This window comes from Spirosoma agri, assembly GCF_010747415.1.
In the GTDB taxonomy this organism is placed as follows: Bacteria; Bacteroidota; Bacteroidia; order Cytophagales; family Spirosomataceae; genus Spirosoma; species Spirosoma agri.
The window spans coordinates 277,735-293,668 of record NZ_JAAGNZ010000003.1 but is presented as its reverse complement, the minus strand read 5'-3'; the positions used below and the strand labels follow the sequence as shown (position 1 = coordinate 293,668).

Annotated in this window: 12 protein-coding genes; 4 read left to right on the top strand and 8 right to left on the bottom strand. The window is 51.8% G+C overall.

The annotated features are described in order from the left end of the window. Positions 1 to 30 precede the first annotated feature (30 nt). From GK091_RS25180 to GK091_RS25170, 3 genes are all read left to right on the top strand, one after another. Positions 31 to 1,512 carry a RagB/SusD family nutrient uptake outer membrane protein gene (locus GK091_RS25180; protein ID WP_164043490.1) on the top strand — a complete coding sequence of 494 codons (1,482 nt, stop codon included), beginning with the start codon at positions 31 to 33 and terminating at the stop codon, positions 1,510 to 1,512. A 47-nt stretch (positions 1,513 to 1,559) separates the two neighbouring features. Continuing rightward, entirely contained in the window at positions 1,560 to 4,040 is a 2,481-nt protein-coding gene (locus GK091_RS25175; RefSeq protein WP_164043487.1) for a hypothetical protein, read from the top strand. Positions 4,041 to 4,288: 248 nt separating this feature from the next. Beyond that, positions 4,289 to 4,480 (top strand): cupredoxin domain-containing protein, encoded by a 192-nt coding sequence (locus GK091_RS25170; RefSeq protein WP_164043485.1) that lies wholly within the window; start codon positions 4,289 to 4,291, stop codon positions 4,478 to 4,480. Positions 4,481 to 4,684: 204 nt separating this feature from the next. On the opposite strand, the gene GK091_RS25165 is transcribed toward GK091_RS25170, so the two are convergent. The 4 genes from GK091_RS25165 to GK091_RS25150 all read right to left on the bottom strand — a co-directional run bounded on the left by GK091_RS25165 (position 4,685) and on the right by GK091_RS25150 (position 11,178). Next, positions 4,685 to 5,107, bottom strand: coding sequence for a response regulator (locus GK091_RS25165; RefSeq protein ID WP_164043483.1), 423 nt, complete (start codon positions 5,105 to 5,107; stop codon positions 4,685 to 4,687). Between the two features lie 508 nt (positions 5,108 to 5,615). Then, positions 5,616 to 6,209: a hypothetical protein gene (locus tag GK091_RS25160; RefSeq protein WP_164043473.1), complete on the bottom strand. Its 594-nt coding sequence runs from the start codon at positions 6,207 to 6,209 to the stop codon at positions 5,616 to 5,618. Positions 6,210 to 6,237: 28 nt separating this feature from the next. Then, entirely contained in the window at positions 6,238 to 7,884 is a 1,647-nt protein-coding gene (locus GK091_RS25155) for a SusD/RagB family nutrient-binding outer membrane lipoprotein (protein ID WP_164043471.1), read from the bottom strand. Between the two features lie 69 nt (positions 7,885 to 7,953). Beyond that, on the bottom strand, positions 7,954 to 11,178 hold the full coding sequence (locus GK091_RS25150) for a SusC/RagA family TonB-linked outer membrane protein (RefSeq protein WP_164043462.1): 3,225 nt from the start codon (positions 11,176 to 11,178) through the stop codon (positions 7,954 to 7,956). Between the two features lie 405 nt (positions 11,179 to 11,583). Between GK091_RS25150 and GK091_RS25145 the strand changes: the two genes are divergently transcribed. After that, positions 11,584 to 12,828 (top strand): sensor histidine kinase, encoded by a 1,245-nt coding sequence (locus GK091_RS25145; protein WP_164043457.1) that lies wholly within the window; start codon positions 11,584 to 11,586, stop codon positions 12,826 to 12,828. Between the two features lie 114 nt (positions 12,829 to 12,942). On the opposite strand, the gene GK091_RS25140 is transcribed toward GK091_RS25145, so the two are convergent. The 4 genes from GK091_RS25140 to GK091_RS25125 form a co-directional block, all read right to left on the bottom strand. Then, a complete protein-coding gene (locus tag GK091_RS25140) occupies positions 12,943 to 13,377 on the bottom strand; it encodes a response regulator (protein WP_164043446.1) in 435 nt (144 codons plus the stop codon). A 31-nt stretch (positions 13,378 to 13,408) separates the two neighbouring features. Further along, positions 13,409 to 13,642 (bottom strand): hypothetical protein, encoded by a 234-nt coding sequence (locus GK091_RS25135; RefSeq protein WP_164043445.1) that lies wholly within the window; start codon positions 13,640 to 13,642, stop codon positions 13,409 to 13,411. Next, positions 13,639 to 15,282 carry a capsule assembly Wzi family protein gene (locus tag GK091_RS25130; protein ID WP_246202405.1) on the bottom strand — a complete coding sequence of 548 codons (1,644 nt, stop codon included), beginning with the start codon at positions 15,280 to 15,282 and terminating at the stop codon, positions 13,639 to 13,641. Before GK091_RS25130 ends, GK091_RS25135 begins: the two co-directional genes overlap by 4 nt. A 252-nt stretch (positions 15,283 to 15,534) precedes the next feature. Next, entirely contained in the window at positions 15,535 to 15,804 is a 270-nt protein-coding gene (locus GK091_RS25125; protein WP_164043443.1) for a hypothetical protein, read from the bottom strand. Positions 15,805 to 15,934: the final 130 nt, after the last annotated feature.

The following is a 15,934-nucleotide window of genomic DNA, read 5'->3' as shown; positions in this document are numbered from 1 at the left end:
TCGCTCAGTCACTCATTCGCTTTTTCACCCATGAAGAAACACATCCTGCTGCTAATGGCTTTGTCGGGCCTGACGATTTCGTGCAGTAAACTCGATGAAACAGTGTATTCATCCATTTTTACGACCAACTTCTACAAAACGGCCTCCGATGCCGAATCGGGCATTGCGGCTGCGGCTGGTTCACTCATCAACCTGTATGGGTTCCCACTGGTAGCCGTATCCGATTTTGCGGCTGATCAGGCGTATCCGCGGGCCGTGGTGGGTCGAAACACCATTACGCTGTTCTCGTATGATCCGTATTTTACCGCCCAGCGCAACTCGGGCCGTCACGAGACCGAGGGTCCGCAGGGTGTTTGGCGGTTCAGTTACAAAGGAATCGAAAACGCCAACTGGGTCATCGAGAAGGTTCCTGTTATTCCAATGGATGTCACGCGCCGGACGGAGATCGTGGCCGAAGCCTATGCGTTGCGGGCGCTGTATCACTGGACACTTACCAAAACGTTTAACGAAGTTCCCGTCAAGACCCGAGCCAGCTCTAACGAAGCCGAAGCCCTGATAACCAAGAGCGCACGGGCCGATATCTACAAACAGATCTACAGCGATCTGGATCAGGCCGTTGCCGGATTGCCTTCTTACTCCACCAGTTTGGTAAAAGGTCGGCCTTCCAAAGAAGCCATTCAGGGCCTATACGCCAAAGTAGCGTTGTACAACGAAGATTGGGCCAAGGCGCTGCAGCTGGCACAGGCGACGATTAATTCGGGCAAATATGCGCTGATGCCAAGCGTACTGGACGTGTTCGATGTGGACAAAGAAGATGCCGCCCGCGTTGAGAACATGTGGGCCGTTGAAGCCGACCGGGTAACGCCCAGCCGCTGGTTGACCGTTATGGGTATTGCCGGTCCCCGCAACAGCTCCGGCCCGGATTACGCCAAAGTGTCCTACGGGTCGTGGTTTGCCTACCAGAATTTCTTTAACTCGTTCTCGCCCAGCGACAAACGACGGCAGTTGCTGGACACGACCTACCGGGATGTGTCGGGAAAGATCGTGCCGCAGAAAGACATCACGCCTGTTACGCCGAAAGGGGTTTTGATTCGCAAATACCGCGATCCGAACTCCATTGCCGAAGCCAACAATTGCAACTTTCCGATCATCCGACTGGCCGACGTGTACCTGGTTGCTGCCGAAGCCGAAGCGCGTCAGAATGGTGCGACAGCCACCGCCTATGGGTACATCAACACGGTTCGGAAACGGGCGGGGCTGGGTGATCTGACACCGGGCCTGGGCAAGGACGCCTTTGTTGACGCGGTCCTGCAAGAGCGTTCGTGGGAGTTGTTTGCCGAAGCGGACCGCTGGTTCGACCTGACCCGAACAAACACCTTCCTGACCGTCATTCCGAAAGCAGTGAACGATGTGTATCCCACGCGCACGCCACAGGCTAAGCATCGGTACTATCCCATTCCACTGGAAGAGATTCAGGCGAATCCAACCTTAACGCAGAGTCCTGGCTGGTAATCGATAAACACCAGCTACTAGCTAATAATCAACTTATCAGTAACGCAATGAAACGATTTTTTCTCTCGGTTGGCCTGTTAGGATGGCTACTAACACAAGGTAACGTATCCGTCGCTCAGTCCAAAAAGGGGCTGTCTTACAGCGGAATTTATCCAAAGCTGGCCATGTATAACAACGAAGGCGAATGCGGTACGGGAGCCGTTGTTCCCTGGGCGGGCAAGCTCTGGGTTGTTACGTACGGACCGCATTTGCCGTTTGGGTCGTCCGACAAATTATACGAAATAACCCCCGATCTCAAGCAGATTGTCCGGTCCGAAAGTATCGGTGGTACGCCCGCCAACCGGATGATCCACCCCGAAAGTAACCAGCTGTTCATCGGCCCCTACGCCATCGATAGCAAGGCACACGTCCGAGTCATTCCCTACAAGCTAATGCCGGGGCGTCATACCGGAAATGCCCGCCATCTGACCGATCCGAAAGGGAAAATTTATTATGGAACAATGGAAGAAGGATTTTATGAGGTAGACGTCAATACCCTGACGCCGACGATGCTTTACGAGGATGGTAATGTACACCGGAAGAAAGAGTCGGACGAATCGAATAACCTGGAAAACACCTTATTGCCCGGTGCGCATGGCAAGGGCGTCTATTCGGGCCAGGGCGTTATGGTCTATTCGAATAACGGCGAACCAGGGGCTAAAGCGCTGGCGCAGTTCGACGTGGATGCGGGTTCCCTCTCGGAATGGAACGGCAAAGACTGGAAGGTGGTCCGGCGAAATCAATTCGTGGAGGTGACGGGTCCGGGCGGTATCTACGGCAACAAAAATCAGGAAACGGACCCTATCTGGGCCACCGGCTGGGATCATAAATCCGTGCTGCTGGGCGTGCGGGACAAAGCGACGGGCTGGCATTTTTTCCGACTTCCCAAAGCCAGCCATTCGTACGATGGCGCTCATGGCTGGAATACCGAGTGGCCCCGCATCCGGGATGTCGGTACGGCGCAGCAGTCGGATTATCTGATGACGATGCACGGAATGTTCTGGCGGTTTCCCGGTGATTTCACGGCCGCCAATACGGCTGGTATCAGACCGCGCTCAGCCTATTTGAAAGTGATTGGTGATTACGCCCGCTGGAACGATCAATTGGTGTTCGGCTGTGATGATTCGGCTCAAAAAGAATTTCTGAATAAACGAAAAGTCAAGGGTAACCTCGAAGGACCCGGCCAATCGAACTCGAATCTGTGGTTTACCGCCCTGAGTGCCCCCGATCAATTGGGTCCGAACACCGCCGAAGGGGCAGTCTGGCTAGACGAGCCGGTGAAAGCGAATCAACCCTCCGAACCGTTTCTGTTTGCTGGTTGGGCCAATCGCTCGGCCTGGGTCCAGAACAACAGCGACACCGATGTTCAGCTTACGTTCGAGGTGGATAAAACCGGGAAGGGTAACTGGGTTTCTCAGCAAACCGTGACCGTTGCTGCGCACAAAGCCACCCATGTACCTTTTAGTGCAGAAGCCCCCGGCGAATGGATTCGGATTACGTCGGACAAGGCTGCCAATTTATCGGCTCATTTCTCGTATGCAGCGAATGATACCCGGAATACGACCGCTAGTTCCCTGTTTGCCGGGTTGAGCACGGTCTCAACCGCCAACACATCGGGCGGGTTGATGTATGGCTTGGGCGCGAACAGTCGGGCGCTGGGCCTGGCCGTATCGACTTATAACGGTGGACAAGCCACCGATGTGGGTTATTACGAACTGAACGCCGATATGCAACTCGTTCGCAAGGAGGATGCCGGAACGGTGAATATTATCAAAACCAAGTTTGCCATTCCGCAGAAGGTAGTGACCATTGATGAAACGAGCGTTCTGATTGTGGACGACAAAGGACGGCGCTGGCGGCTGCCACTTGGCAGCAATGCCTATACCGACCTGACCAATCAGGCCGCCCTCCGAATCTGTCGGGAAGTAGCTACGGAAAGGGACCTGCTCAATTGCCACGGAACGTTTTACGAACTGCCCGCCGAAAATGCCGATGGTTACGCTAAAATACGCCCTGTTTCATCGCATAATCTGCGCGTCAACGATTATGCGTCTTACCGTGGACTGCTGGTCATGACCGGCATCGATATGAACTCGGCCGGAAAAAATGAGCACATCATTGTTTCGGATGATAAGAAAGCGGCCCTTTGGGCGGGCACCATCGATGACCTCTGGAAACTGGGCAAACCAACGGGGCATGGTGGACCCTGGAAAAACGCATCAGTGAAAGCCAATGAAGCGTCTGATCCGTACCTGATCGGTTTCTACGACCAGCGTAGCCTGAAACTTTCGCATAACGCTTCCCAGCCCGTAACGGTCACTATCGAAGCCGATCCGGTCGGTTCGGGCGTCTGGATGACGTATAAGTCATTTATGGTCGCTCCCGGAAAAACGATCGACTATGCTTTCCCGAAGGATTTTCAGGCCCGATGGATTCGCTTCAAAACAGACAAAGCGTGCGAAGCGACGACTACGCTTACGTATAACTAAGCGTTGCCTGATCAACTGAAAGAGGACGATTACAACCGAATACGTTATGGCCTGAAAAGTCTCGCTTGGATTCAATGAGCAAGATTTTTCAGGCTAACTAGTTTTCCTCGTGCACGCCTACCAGTACCCTGTTCAGGTCGAACAAGTTAAATCAGATTCGTTACGACGAAACCGGAACCAAGTTGATTCCCGTAAACAATCGGGAACTCAACCGGGTTGTTCTTCCACTTAATAGACAAATAAACGCAATGAGCAAAGGAGCCCCTCAACCAACCGTCCGTGAGACAGCCGACGACACGAAGAAGTACGAATTAGATAACAACTTGCCCGATGAAGCCCAGGGTAAAACCTCACGGGGCAAGCATAAAAGCAAGCAGAGCACCGAGGACGAGCACGATGCGACGGGTTCGGTCGAGAACAAGGACAGTCACAAGAACTAGCACGGACGGTCAGATCATCTTGGGCGTATCAGTACAACGAGTGATCAATTCTGTGCTTGACAAAACCAGAATACAACAGGCGTTGATGAATAGACTGGTGCGGTCGATCATCAACGCCTGTTGTGATTTTTAAGGTATCATTGTAACGGCTATGCGCTATAATTCGCCGGTCGTTTCTAATCGGAAGGGATTAAGGGTGGGCAGTTAAAAGCTGTTCGGTGCTGCACACCGTTTCCAGTAATCCATGATCACCTGAATCGTTTTCTCCAACTCGGCCTGACTCGTCTGTTTGATGAAGAATCCCTGCACCGATAAGCTGTACGCATCAATGACCATTTTCTGACTCACTCCCGTAGAGAAGAACAGATAGGGAATGCACTTTACCTGAAGCTGCGCGTCCACGTGAATCTTCTGACGCAAGGCGAAACCGTCCAGTTTAGGCATGTTGATGTCGGACAGAATCAAAAAGGGAGACTCCGTGGTGGTTTCTAAAAATTCCAGCGCTTGCTGGCCATCGGGGAAATAAACGATTTTATTGGGGTAACCGAGTTTCTGGAAAACCAGGCTCAGTAGCAATTGATCGTCCTCATCGTCTTCGATGACGATAACGGGTCCATCCTTATTCATAAAAAAAGTAGCTGCCGAAAGGATTGTGTCTTGAACCCCCAAACCGGATCACAACAACCGGTTGTCACGGGTCCGTCAACAAGGGCTCATCCCAACCGGGGCACCTGGGCGAATAAGAAGAACGCTTTACGAAAGTATCCCGCCTGCATACCTAACCGGCTGGGATGGTTTTTGTTGTGAGTTGACTACCGGCAATAGCAAAGGAGACACTTGTACGTGACTAACCAGGTCGATCATCTGTCGGGGATCGACAGCCTTCCTCCGAGATCATTCAGAAGGAACCGTTGCGCTACTAATTTTCTTATCAATAAATGGCCGCTAGGGACTGGGCCCGACCAGTTTAATTTGAAACACGCCAGGTGCGTCGGAGCCGGTCCGGTACAATGGCCAATTAATTCTCAACAGGCAATGATAGGTTAGGAACAGACTGAAAAAACCGTGGCCGAGTGCTAGCAACGCTGGTACTCGGCTACGGTTTCACTGGGTTACTCTGACAACAGACTGGTTACTAATTCACGACGTTCAGCCGGTAAAAGAAGGGGGAACTGAAGAAGGCTCCTCCTGTAATGTTTGCTCCCGTGTTACTGGCTGCAAACGATTTTCCATCCGTCAACTTCATAACGGCATTAATTTCGAAACGATCGCCGGCCGTAATGTCAGCTGCCGTTAGTTTCGTCGCCGTCAGTGCTTCCGTACCCGTAACGGAGATGATTGCTCTTGGATAACCCGTGTTGGCATCTTTCGTAAATGCCGACGCAGCTATCGATTTTAACGCCACATCGGTCGTCGTTTTCGTGCCATTGGCGGGCGTGGTATCCACAAATTTGATGGTCAGATCATACGAAGCCAGCAATGCGCCCTGGTTGGGCGTAACTGCTTCGCCGACAAATTCCATTTTTGTACCGCTCATATTGGCTTTGCTCACACTGAAGGTTGTCGAGCCGACCGGGTAGGGGGAAACCGTTCGCACATACCCGCCGTTGGGAATTTCCGATTCAGTAAGCCGATTGATCATGTCGGTCTTACAGGCCAGTGTACACAAGCTCACGCACGCCAGAGCCAGATAAGTTAGGGTTCGTAACTGATTGTTGAAACAGGTCATTTATCTCGAAAGTCTAAGAAGTTAAACGTCATTTTAGCAGCCCGCTGGCGTTATTATCCCAGAAAATGGGCGTCGTCAGATTCGCCTTTTGCTTGGCACTGGCGTTCCGGGTAATGTAGGTCGATGGGTAGTAATACGACCGGGGGAACGCCCCCGGATTGGCATCGAGTGCTGGCTGCTGATTGGACGGTTTGCCCGTACGACGATATAGATTATACGACTCGATACCGTTTCCATGCAACGACAGCCAGTATTCGGTAGCGATAATGTTCAGCTTAGCGTCGCTGCTTGCGGCTGCGTCATAGTCAGCCAGCACTTTGGTCACGTACCGGGTTACCTGATCGGCCCAGACGATGTTGTTAGCCGCTTCGAACGTACTGATCTTACTGCCTTCGGTGGTGCCCAGAACAAACGTTCTGACATCAGCCATCGACTTTTCGATAGCCGATTTGAGTAAGTCTTTCGCCGTGCCCGTTGTTCCCAGCGTTAGCGCCGATTCGGCCAGCATGAAATCGACGAACGAACGCATAATAATGGGGTGAATGCCAGCCCCACCAGCCCCAGCGCCCAGCGATACGGGTACACTGGCATCGTTGTCGTACAAACCACCCGCCGGGTAAAGTCCCCAGGCTGTCCGCAGCAAGCCATCCGGTGGAATACCTTCGTTGCTCAGGTGATCGCGACCCCAGTAACCCACACCCGACGGCAGGCAATACACATCCGAGTCTGAATAATGCGACGGTTTGGTGTTGGTGATACAACGCAGCACGTTCACGTCCGTTGGGTTCCTGACGGTCTGCCGATAAAAGTAGAACCGCATCCGGGGGTCCGGAAACCCTTTCGATGAGTATAGCGTACCCATGTAGGAATTGGACTGATAATCGCCACCACCCGTTGGCGAATACTGATTTTGGTAGCGGGGGTGCCGCGTGTCGGGGTTGGTCAGGTTCGAGCCAAACTTAAACGAGAAGTTCTGCGCAGCCGTCGTAATAAGTTTCCCCCCCGAAATCAGGGCATTGATGGCTGAAGTCGATCCTGATTTATCGATAAGGCGTCGATTCAGGTATATTTTCAATTTCAGCGAGTTCGCTGTCCGTGTCCAGCTATCAACGTTGCCACCATAGATCAAATCGCTGGTTGGACCGGCTTTCGACGTAGCCGCAAAATTGGCAATGGCTTTGTCCAGTTCGGCCAGTGCTGCGGTATAAATGCTTTCGCCCGTGTCCGTACCCGGATTGAAGTTAGCGGCATCGATAGCCTGCGTGTAAGGAATATCGCCAAAAGCATCGACCATGTTGATCAGGGTGGAAGCGCGCAGGGTACGGGCAATACCCGCATGAACGAATAACTCGTTGGCTTCGGCCAGGGGAAGAATGGCTTTTACGTCGGTCATCAGGCCGGCATAGGCATTGTTCCACGCGTTGTCGAAGTTACCGGGCGAAACCGCATTGTCATAAATAGCGGAGCCCTGGTTCAGCATACGCGTCAGGCGCATACCCGGATCACTCAGTTGGTTGAAATGATCTTTGTAGCTCAGCTCAATGGAATTGAGCAGGTAATTTATGTCGGTGTTATTTGTCGTCACTGCATTCGGATTGTCCAGCAAATCCAGCTTACAGGAACTGACCACAACGACACACAAGGTCAGTAGAATTGTGCTTAGTATCTTGATCATCTTGAAAAAATTGATGTAACGAACAAAGAGTATACGCCTGTAAAACAGGCCATTGTCTTCGCCTTATGGTTAGAAAGTAATCTTCAGTGTTCCACCCAGTCGGCGCGTGCTGGGGCCTGTCAGAAACTCGAAGCCCAAGCCATTGCCAACGCCCAGTCCTAAATTGTCGGTATCGAAATTCAGGCCTTTGGGGAAGTGGATGGCCCGATACCAGAGGTTGTTGCCGGTCAGTGAGATCGATGCTCCCTTGATAGACAGTTTGCTCAGGAATTTCTTGGGCAGCTGATAGCCTAGCGACACTTCCTGAAGGCGAACCGTCGATCCGTCGTAGATACGACCTTCATCACCAAAGAAGTAGTAGTTGTTGAAATAGAAATCAGACGAGGTGATTTGAATATCGTTTGGCGTTCCATCCGAATTTTTGACACCCGGAATAATCATGGATTGCGACCGGTCAAAGCCTGCCGCCAGACTATTATCGGTCGTTAAGCCCCGACCCAGTAAGGCTCCGGCGGATGACGAATACATAGCACCCCCGTGGCGGTAAGCGATCATGAAGCTCAGCGATACGCCCTTGTAGTTGAACTCGTTGATCAGGCTCGAGGTGAATGCCGGGTTCGGATTGCCGAGTACAATCGGTGAGGTTGTTGCCAACAGGTAACCACCGCCGTCGATTAGGTATTGCCCCTGTTCATTGCGCCGGAATCCCGTGCCTTTGATGACATTAAACGGTTGCCCGACAACGGCGTAGTTACCCAACGAACCGCCAAAACCGGAAATCTGTACTTCCTGAAGCGTACCTCCTAAATCAAGTACTTTCGGTATGTTCCGGGAGAAGACGCCGGTAACACCCCACGAGAATGAACCGGTTTTGACGGGGGTACCCGACAGACTGATTTCAATCCCTTCGTTCCGTATTTTGCCGATGTTGATTGTTGTCGCCGTGTAACCGGTCGATGCATCCAGCGGTGTGTTCGTGATCAGGTCGCGGGTGGTGCGCTGATAGGCCGTAATGTCGAAGTTCAGTTTGTTGTTGAACAGGCGTCCTTCCAGACCAAGCTCTATTTCGGTGTGCAATTCAGGCTTCAGGTTCGGGTTACCCAGTACGTTATCGACCGAGTGCGTCTGAACCGTTGTTCCCGCTGAATTCAACCAGGCTCTGGCGTTTTGATTCAATACGCTTCGGGTGCTGTAGGGGTTTGGAAAACCAGCCGATGTACCAATGCCCGCTCTGACTTTCAGGAAATTCAGGACATTGCTCGTCTGCAAACCACCGAAGGCCGACGTCGGAACGAAGGAGAGACTGGCCGATGGATATAAAATCTCGCGGTTAGCGACCTCTACCGTAGATGTCCAGTCATTCCGGGCGGCCAGGTTCAGGAACAGATAATCATTGATATCAGCGGTCACTTCGCCGAAAACCCCGATCCGGGTCTGCTCAATTTCGCCGTTTATCGCGACGTTATCGATAAAGTTGTTGTGCCGGAACAGGTTTCTGGCCAACTGATTCTGACTCACGACATACTGGTAGTTCGTTTTGTCGTTACGCATGTTTCCGCCGAGCCGGGCCGATAGCGTGAAGCGCTGCGTCACGGGCTTGGTGTAGGATAAAATCATGCTGTTATCCCAGATCGTATTCCGAACGTCGTAGGTGTTGTAAAAACCGTTCACGAAGTCAACCCCGCCTTTGTTGAATTTATATTCCTGGTTTTCGGTGTACGTATCCAGACCAACTTTGTAAAGCAGCACAAGATTCTTGGCGATGTCGTACGTCAGGTTAGTGGTCGTGAAGAAGCGGTTTACCAAACCCGTCGTTTTATAATTCTTCAGGATCCAGCGTGGGTTAGGAATGTCGTTTCCCGACCGGAAGTAAACCGTACCACCATCTACCGGACTCTCGAAGGGCCAGCCCATCAGATCGACCTGACGAGGGGTGTACATAACGTTTGCTAATACCGACGGGAACCCGTTCAGTGTATTGTTACCGGTTCCGGCGCTGAGTGGAGGAGAGTATTGATCTGTGTTGGCGTAGTTGAAGGACGTGTTGATGCTCACTTTTTTGCTCAGCTGTGCCCGAATACCGGCTCCAATGTTCAACCGGGTCAACCCATTTTCCGGAATGTAACCCTGCTCTTTATTGTAGCCCACCGACAGATTGTACCCAACTTTTTCGCTGCCTCCCGATACATTCAGCGATGTATTGGAGATGATGCCCGTCCGGAAGAAATCCTTCACGTTGTCGGGGTAGATCTGCATTTGGTAAGGGCTTACCGATGCAACATAAGGAGCCATCGCCGATCGAAGCGCCGTGTTGGTAAAAAACGAGTACGGATGATTCGTCAGTGCTGTGTTTGTATTCTGGGATGGGTAAGCGGCCGCTTCGGCTAGTGTAGGGCCCCAGTTACTGAAGAAATAACCCAGGTTCTGCTGAAAACCACCAACGTAGTCGTTTTGGTACGTGGGTAAATTAGCCGTATTGGTAAAGATGGACTGAGACAGGGTAACTTCCGTTGGCCGCGCCTTCTGGCTGCCGTTCTTGGTCGTTACCAGAATTACGCCATTCCGGCCCTGGTCACCATACGTAACCGTTGCCGCCAGACCTTTGAGCACACTGATGTTTTCGATGTTATTGGGGTCCAGATCAAGAAACCGACTGGAAGCCGACTGGCCACCGCCCTGAAAACCACCTTGGCCGGCCAGTCCACCCCGCGAGTTCGTGTTTGAGTTGAAAGGAACGCCGTCAACCACGAAAAGCGGTTGCGTTGACCCCGTAATGGATGAAAATCCCCGAATGTTGATGCTCGTACCTGTTCCGGACACCCCTGATGTCGCGGTAATGTTGACACCCGGAATCTTGCCCTGTAATATACGGCCAACATCGGCCTGGGGGCGGTCTTCAATTAATTTGTTCGCGATCGTTGTAACGGCATAGCCCAGCGCTTTTTTCTCCCGGACAATCCCCTGCGCGGTCACGACAACTTCCTGCAAACTTTTGGCATCGGCCTTCAGGCTAACGTTTATCTGGGAACGATTACCAATTTCCAGTTCCTGCGTAGCCGTACCCACAAAACTAAAGATCAGGACACTATTTGAACCCGAGACAATAATTGAATACGCGCCGTTTGCATCTGTATTGGCCCCTCGGGTCGTGCCTTTCAACAGGACTGACGCTCCCGGGATCGGCGTGCCATCTTCGGCATCTGTCACCTTACCCGTGATCGTTCGTTCCTGCGCCCAACATGGAACCCAGAGTGAAGCTAACAATAGCAGAGTCAGTACAAGATTTTTCCTCATGGTTAAGATTAAAATTAGATTAAGCACTAAGTATTAACTGCAAATGTATAAAAACACACTAACAATTCAACTAGTACACCTAATTTCCATAAGCCATATTATATATCAGCTTATAACTTAAATATAAAATATTATTCTCTTTTATGTAAGATTTTGCCAGTATTAATTTTATGCTATTTTATATTAAAATTAGATTAACGAGAGTGAATGGCTAAGTAGTTGCCGCAGTTGTAAAACAGGACTATATCCCCTAGTAAGGTGCGATCGGACAACTTGTGTGCCACACGAAACGGCCACGCTCTCATTAACCGGTGAGTAAACCAACCGTTCGTGAAGCGGTGTACCATCCGTTTGTATAGTAACCCGATGGAATGCGTATCTTTGAACAGTAACAAAGCGAAGCAGATGAACTTTTTAGACGAGTCGTTGGCCAAGGATATTGAGCGAGTACAGCAAATTCCGATTATCGCCACTATACTGAATGTCATCTGCCAGACCACCGGAATGGGCTTTGCCGCCGTGGCTCGTGTTACGCAGGATCGCTGGATTGCTTGTAGCGTACGTGATGATATTCATTTCGGGTTGGTGGCGGGTAGCGAGTTAAAACTTGAAACGACCATTTGTAACGAGATTCGGTACGACCACAAACCCGTTGTTATCGATCACGTGCAGGAAAATGAAACCTTCCGCAACCACCCAACGCCTGCTTTGTATGGATTTCAAAGCTACGTTTCATATCCTATTTTCCTCAAAACGGGTGAATTCTTCGGTACCCTTTGTGCCATTGATCCCGATCCAGCCCAACTTGACAATGAGCGGATAAAGGGGATGTTCGGGTTGTTCACTGATTTGATCGCCTTCCATTTGCAGCAAATTGAGTTACTTGAACAGAGTGATCAGGCCGTTCGTAACCTGAGCCGACAACTTACTCATTCCAATGATGAAAATCGACAGTATCGCCACATCTCCAATCATAGTTTACAGGAACCCCTGCGTAAGCTCCAGCTCTTCAGCAGTATGCTCGTTGATGCGGCTCAGCGGAAAGATGTCGACAAAACCCAGGAGTTAGCCGCCAAGATCGTGTTGGGTGCCCAAAAGTTTTCGACGATGATTAAAGATTTGACCCACTTTTCGGGCTTAAGCCAGACGAACGAAGGGGTTGAAGTAATTGATCTGAACCAGTTAATGATGGGCGTATGGAATGAGTTGAACCTGCTGGTGCAAGCCAAGAAAGCCACGCTCCAGCTAACGCCTTTACCAGCCATTCGGGCAATTCGGCTGCACATAGAGGAGTTGTTTTACCACCTGCTTCACAATGCCCTTAAGTTTTCCCGAAAAGAGGTAGACCCTATAATTAGCATCGCCGGTCGGGAGTTAGCCGCTGGCGAGCTCATCCGGCAGGGAACAACCAACACGGCATCTACTTACCTACAGGTCCAGATTGCCGACAATGGAATTGGCATCGAAGCCTCGCAGCTGGAGAAAGTATTCGACATGTTTGCCCAGGTGCCTTATGATCAGGGACGACAAGGTGAGGGGTTTGGGTTGACCTATTGCCGTAAGATTGTTCGGCAACACGGTGGTTTGATCAACGCTCAATCCGTGTTTGGTCAGGGCACTACCGTTTTTGTCAGCTTGCCTATTTCGTGAGTAGATTAGACACAATCTGCCAACGCCGATCAAGCAAATTTACGCCAGGTTTGTCTACCTGATTCCTGCTCAGTAAGCAGAAGAAACTACTAAGCAGGAATCAGGTAGACACCTTTACTCTAATGAAGGCCAGGCCGCGATGCCGAACCAAAAACTCTCGATCTGCTGAAACAGGGCTTCCCAGGCGGGAAGTGTAGTTGGTTTAAGCAGCACGGAGTTTGCCCCCAGCCGATACGCCTGACGAACCTGCTCCACGTTCTCGAACGTATCAAGAACGATCAGGGGCAAATGAGGGTGTTGTTTTCGCAGCTCGGTCAGCAAAAAGTCACTTGGCTGGGGTAGGTTGCTACCCAACAGAACCAGATGGGGAAATTGCTTCCGATCATCAGTGCATTGCTTCAGATAGAGCAACGCTTCATCGGCAGTTTTACTGAAGATGGGCAATGCCTGAGGAATCTTTTCCCATAGGCAGTAAGCAATAATGAGTTGATGGTCCTCGTGGGCCTCAACCACCAAAATGGGTATTTTAAGTGGTTTGATTTTGTTCATCGATAAAGAGGAGTTGATAGGGAGAAGCGATTCACTTGTCCCGGATTAAATTAGGTCGATCACGCAGAAAATAAATAGCGGCTACAAGCCAGCTATACAGTACCAGGGACTTACTCCAGAAACGACCGCCTGAAAGCAGATCGCTGGTCAGACCGCCCCAGTCCTGGAAACAAGTCATAACCAGCGTGTAGCCCAGCCAGGCGGTTGTCAGACTGCCACCGAGTATACGCAACCAGAGCAGTTTGCGTCGCATAAAATAGGTCATAGCGGATGGCCCCACTGTTTACGCAATCCAACGTAGCCTCCAACCTGCTGCGGGCTGGCCAACAGCCGCCCCTGATCATACGCCAGCGAGACGATCACCTGAGTTCCTGTGGGTCCGGCGTGGATCAGTGAACCCAGCGCCGACCACTGATTGGTACCGGCTGGAAACGGAGCGGTGAACGTGCCGTAGTTGCGGCTGAAGGAAACTTTGGATTCAACCCGCCAGTGCGCCCCCAGTCTACCCGCCAATCCACCATACAAGGCCCAGACCCGGTTATTATTGATTCCATGAACGCCCTCGATGAGTTGGTTGGACGTTGTATACCCCGAAAACGGCAGCCGGGGCAACTCAGCCGATGCATCGCTGCTCTGGGTCATGAAAGGCGTACCAATCGTCCGGCCCCGGTAGGACCAGCTGGCCGGATACTGGCCATTCAAAAAATAGTTTTCCGGTTCTCCGCCCAGGCTGCGGCCAAACTGAAGCACGCCCTGATTACCCGAATTAAACAATTCAAGCACCACTTCCCGCAGGAATCCCCGTCGTTCATTCCGCACATACCGAAGGCCGTATAAGCCATCTTCGATGTTGCGCAAGTTGTAGAGTTTACGGCCCACATCATAAAAGTGCTGCTGGTAAAGGCGAATAGTTCCCTGAGCCAGTCTGACGTCAACGGCTACTTCGGCCGTGCCCCGGTGGTCGCCGACCCGGTTCTGATCGAAGGTAGTGAACTTGGTGCGGTCTTTCAGCGCATCGGTTTTCAGGGGTAGGAGCACATTGACAAAGGCGTCCCAGCTGGTAGCCAGTTGCCCCTTGAATGAACTGGTGGGGTCCTGTTCCAGAAAAGGCGCATACCCGCCCCATTGAGCAACGTGGGTGAACGCGCTGTAGAATTGGACCCGTGCCTGTGGTCGGCCCAGCCGGAGATAAATGGCTTTCTGATGGAGATAAGACCCTTGCACATACCCGTCATTGCCAAACCAGCCGTGGGCAATAAACCCTTTCAACGCGACCCATCCGTTAGTAAAGCCAATCGGTACGTAGTTGGGCAGCCCAATCTGGACCTGAGGCAAAGGCAGGGTATTACCCGACCAGATGTAGGAACCCGACGAGAGCGCACTCTCCGCCAGACCCACCCGCTGACGTCGTCGACCCGCGAATAACTCAACGACGCCCCACCTGGCTTTGAGGTAGGCCTCGACCACCAGCAGATGGTTTACCTGGCCGACCTGGCCAGCCAGCTCTACGCCGTAGCCAAGATCGGTTTTTCGTCGTTTCTCCAGCGAATCAATTCGGTATGTTCGACTGGCGTTTAGTCGGATGAGCCCCGTTGGCGTTTCTTTGGGGACGACCCCGTACTGATTGGTCTGTAGCCAAAAGGGCGTCAGACCGGATGAAGAGGCCAAACCGCCCAATTCAACGAATCCGGCCCATCTGGGGAATGTACGGGAATTGGCCACCGATGGAGTCGGGGAAGCAGGCCAGTGCCGATGTCGATTAACTGACAGAGGAAGGTTGCGGGACGATTTCAGGGAATCCGTTGGGGAGGCCCCTACCGGAAGTATGGTTACGCCAAGGAACATACTTAACAAAACGTGTCGGCGGTAGTCCGGCAAATGGTATTTAGTTCGATTAGGTGTCATAAGGCAAATGGTTAACTAAGTCACCCGTTGGATTAGCCAGTCATCACCCGGAATAGGCTATGATGTTGGCGGCCAGTCAGGAGCAAAGCCTACCGGTAGTCGTTGTGTGAGGATGGGGGGGAGTGATACACCTGCTGGTTGCCGTCAAAAAAAGGCATAGTCGTGATCGCCAAGTTAGTTTGGAGACAACGCAGTACCACCAAGGGGGCAGGCATGATTTGATCGAACAAAAGCGATCAAGGCACTAGCGGCTCAAATCTGCCAGACCGCGAGCAGCAGGTGCCGTCGTTGTCGTCCGGTAAAAGGAGAGGGGGCCGGAGTCGTATTAGCCAGCTTTGGGGCATATACGTAACCGGTAGTGAGGGGTAAAAACGAATAAGGCTCGACCAGTAGATCCGTGTTGGCTAGCAGGCAGGGCGCATGCGCGGACGGTCCGTGGAGAGGTTGGCTATGCAGATACGTATCGAACGTATCACCGAAGCTATCGCCCGTTTCTCCCGGATCAACTTCCAGAACGGCCATGGCATAGAACAAGCCAACCAGCAGGAGCAGAAGAAGTCGGATGAGCGACAGATGAATAGAACCCGTAGCGGAATGGACACGCTCCGCCGTTTGTCGGGAGACAGGCGATAATACCCTGTTGATCAGGCCG

Bases quoted from the DNA above. Each gene is read 5' to 3' on its own strand.
- GK091_RS25180 (WP_164043490.1), top strand. From the start codon at position 31: ATGAAGAAACACATCCTGCTGCTAATGGCTTTGTCGGGCCTGACGATT.
- GK091_RS25175 (WP_164043487.1), top strand. From the start codon at position 1,560: ATGAAACGATTTTTTCTCTCGGTTGGCCTGTTAGGATGGCTACTAACA.
- GK091_RS25170 (WP_164043485.1), top strand. From the start codon at position 4,289: ATGAGCAAAGGAGCCCCTCAACCAACCGTCCGTGAGACAGCCGACGAC.
- GK091_RS25165 (WP_164043483.1), bottom strand. From the start codon at position 5,107: ATGAATAAGGATGGACCCGTTATCGTCATCGAAGACGATGAGGACGAT.
- GK091_RS25160 (WP_164043473.1), bottom strand. From the start codon at position 6,209: ATGACCTGTTTCAACAATCAGTTACGAACCCTAACTTATCTGGCTCTG.
- GK091_RS25155 (WP_164043471.1), bottom strand. From the start codon at position 7,884: ATGATCAAGATACTAAGCACAATTCTACTGACCTTGTGTGTCGTTGTG.
- GK091_RS25150 (WP_164043462.1), bottom strand. From the start codon at position 11,178: ATGAGGAAAAATCTTGTACTGACTCTGCTATTGTTAGCTTCACTCTGG.
- GK091_RS25145 (WP_164043457.1), top strand. From the start codon at position 11,584: ATGAACTTTTTAGACGAGTCGTTGGCCAAGGATATTGAGCGAGTACAG.
- GK091_RS25140 (WP_164043446.1), bottom strand. From the start codon at position 13,377: ATGAACAAAATCAAACCACTTAAAATACCCATTTTGGTGGTTGAGGCC.
- GK091_RS25135 (WP_164043445.1), bottom strand. From the start codon at position 13,642: ATGACCTATTTTATGCGACGCAAACTGCTCTGGTTGCGTATACTCGGT.
- GK091_RS25130 (WP_246202405.1), bottom strand. From the start codon at position 15,282: ATGACACCTAATCGAACTAAATACCATTTGCCGGACTACCGCCGACAC.
- GK091_RS25125 (WP_164043443.1), bottom strand. From the start codon at position 15,804: ATGGCCGTTCTGGAAGTTGATCCGGGAGAAACGGGCGATAGCTTCGGT.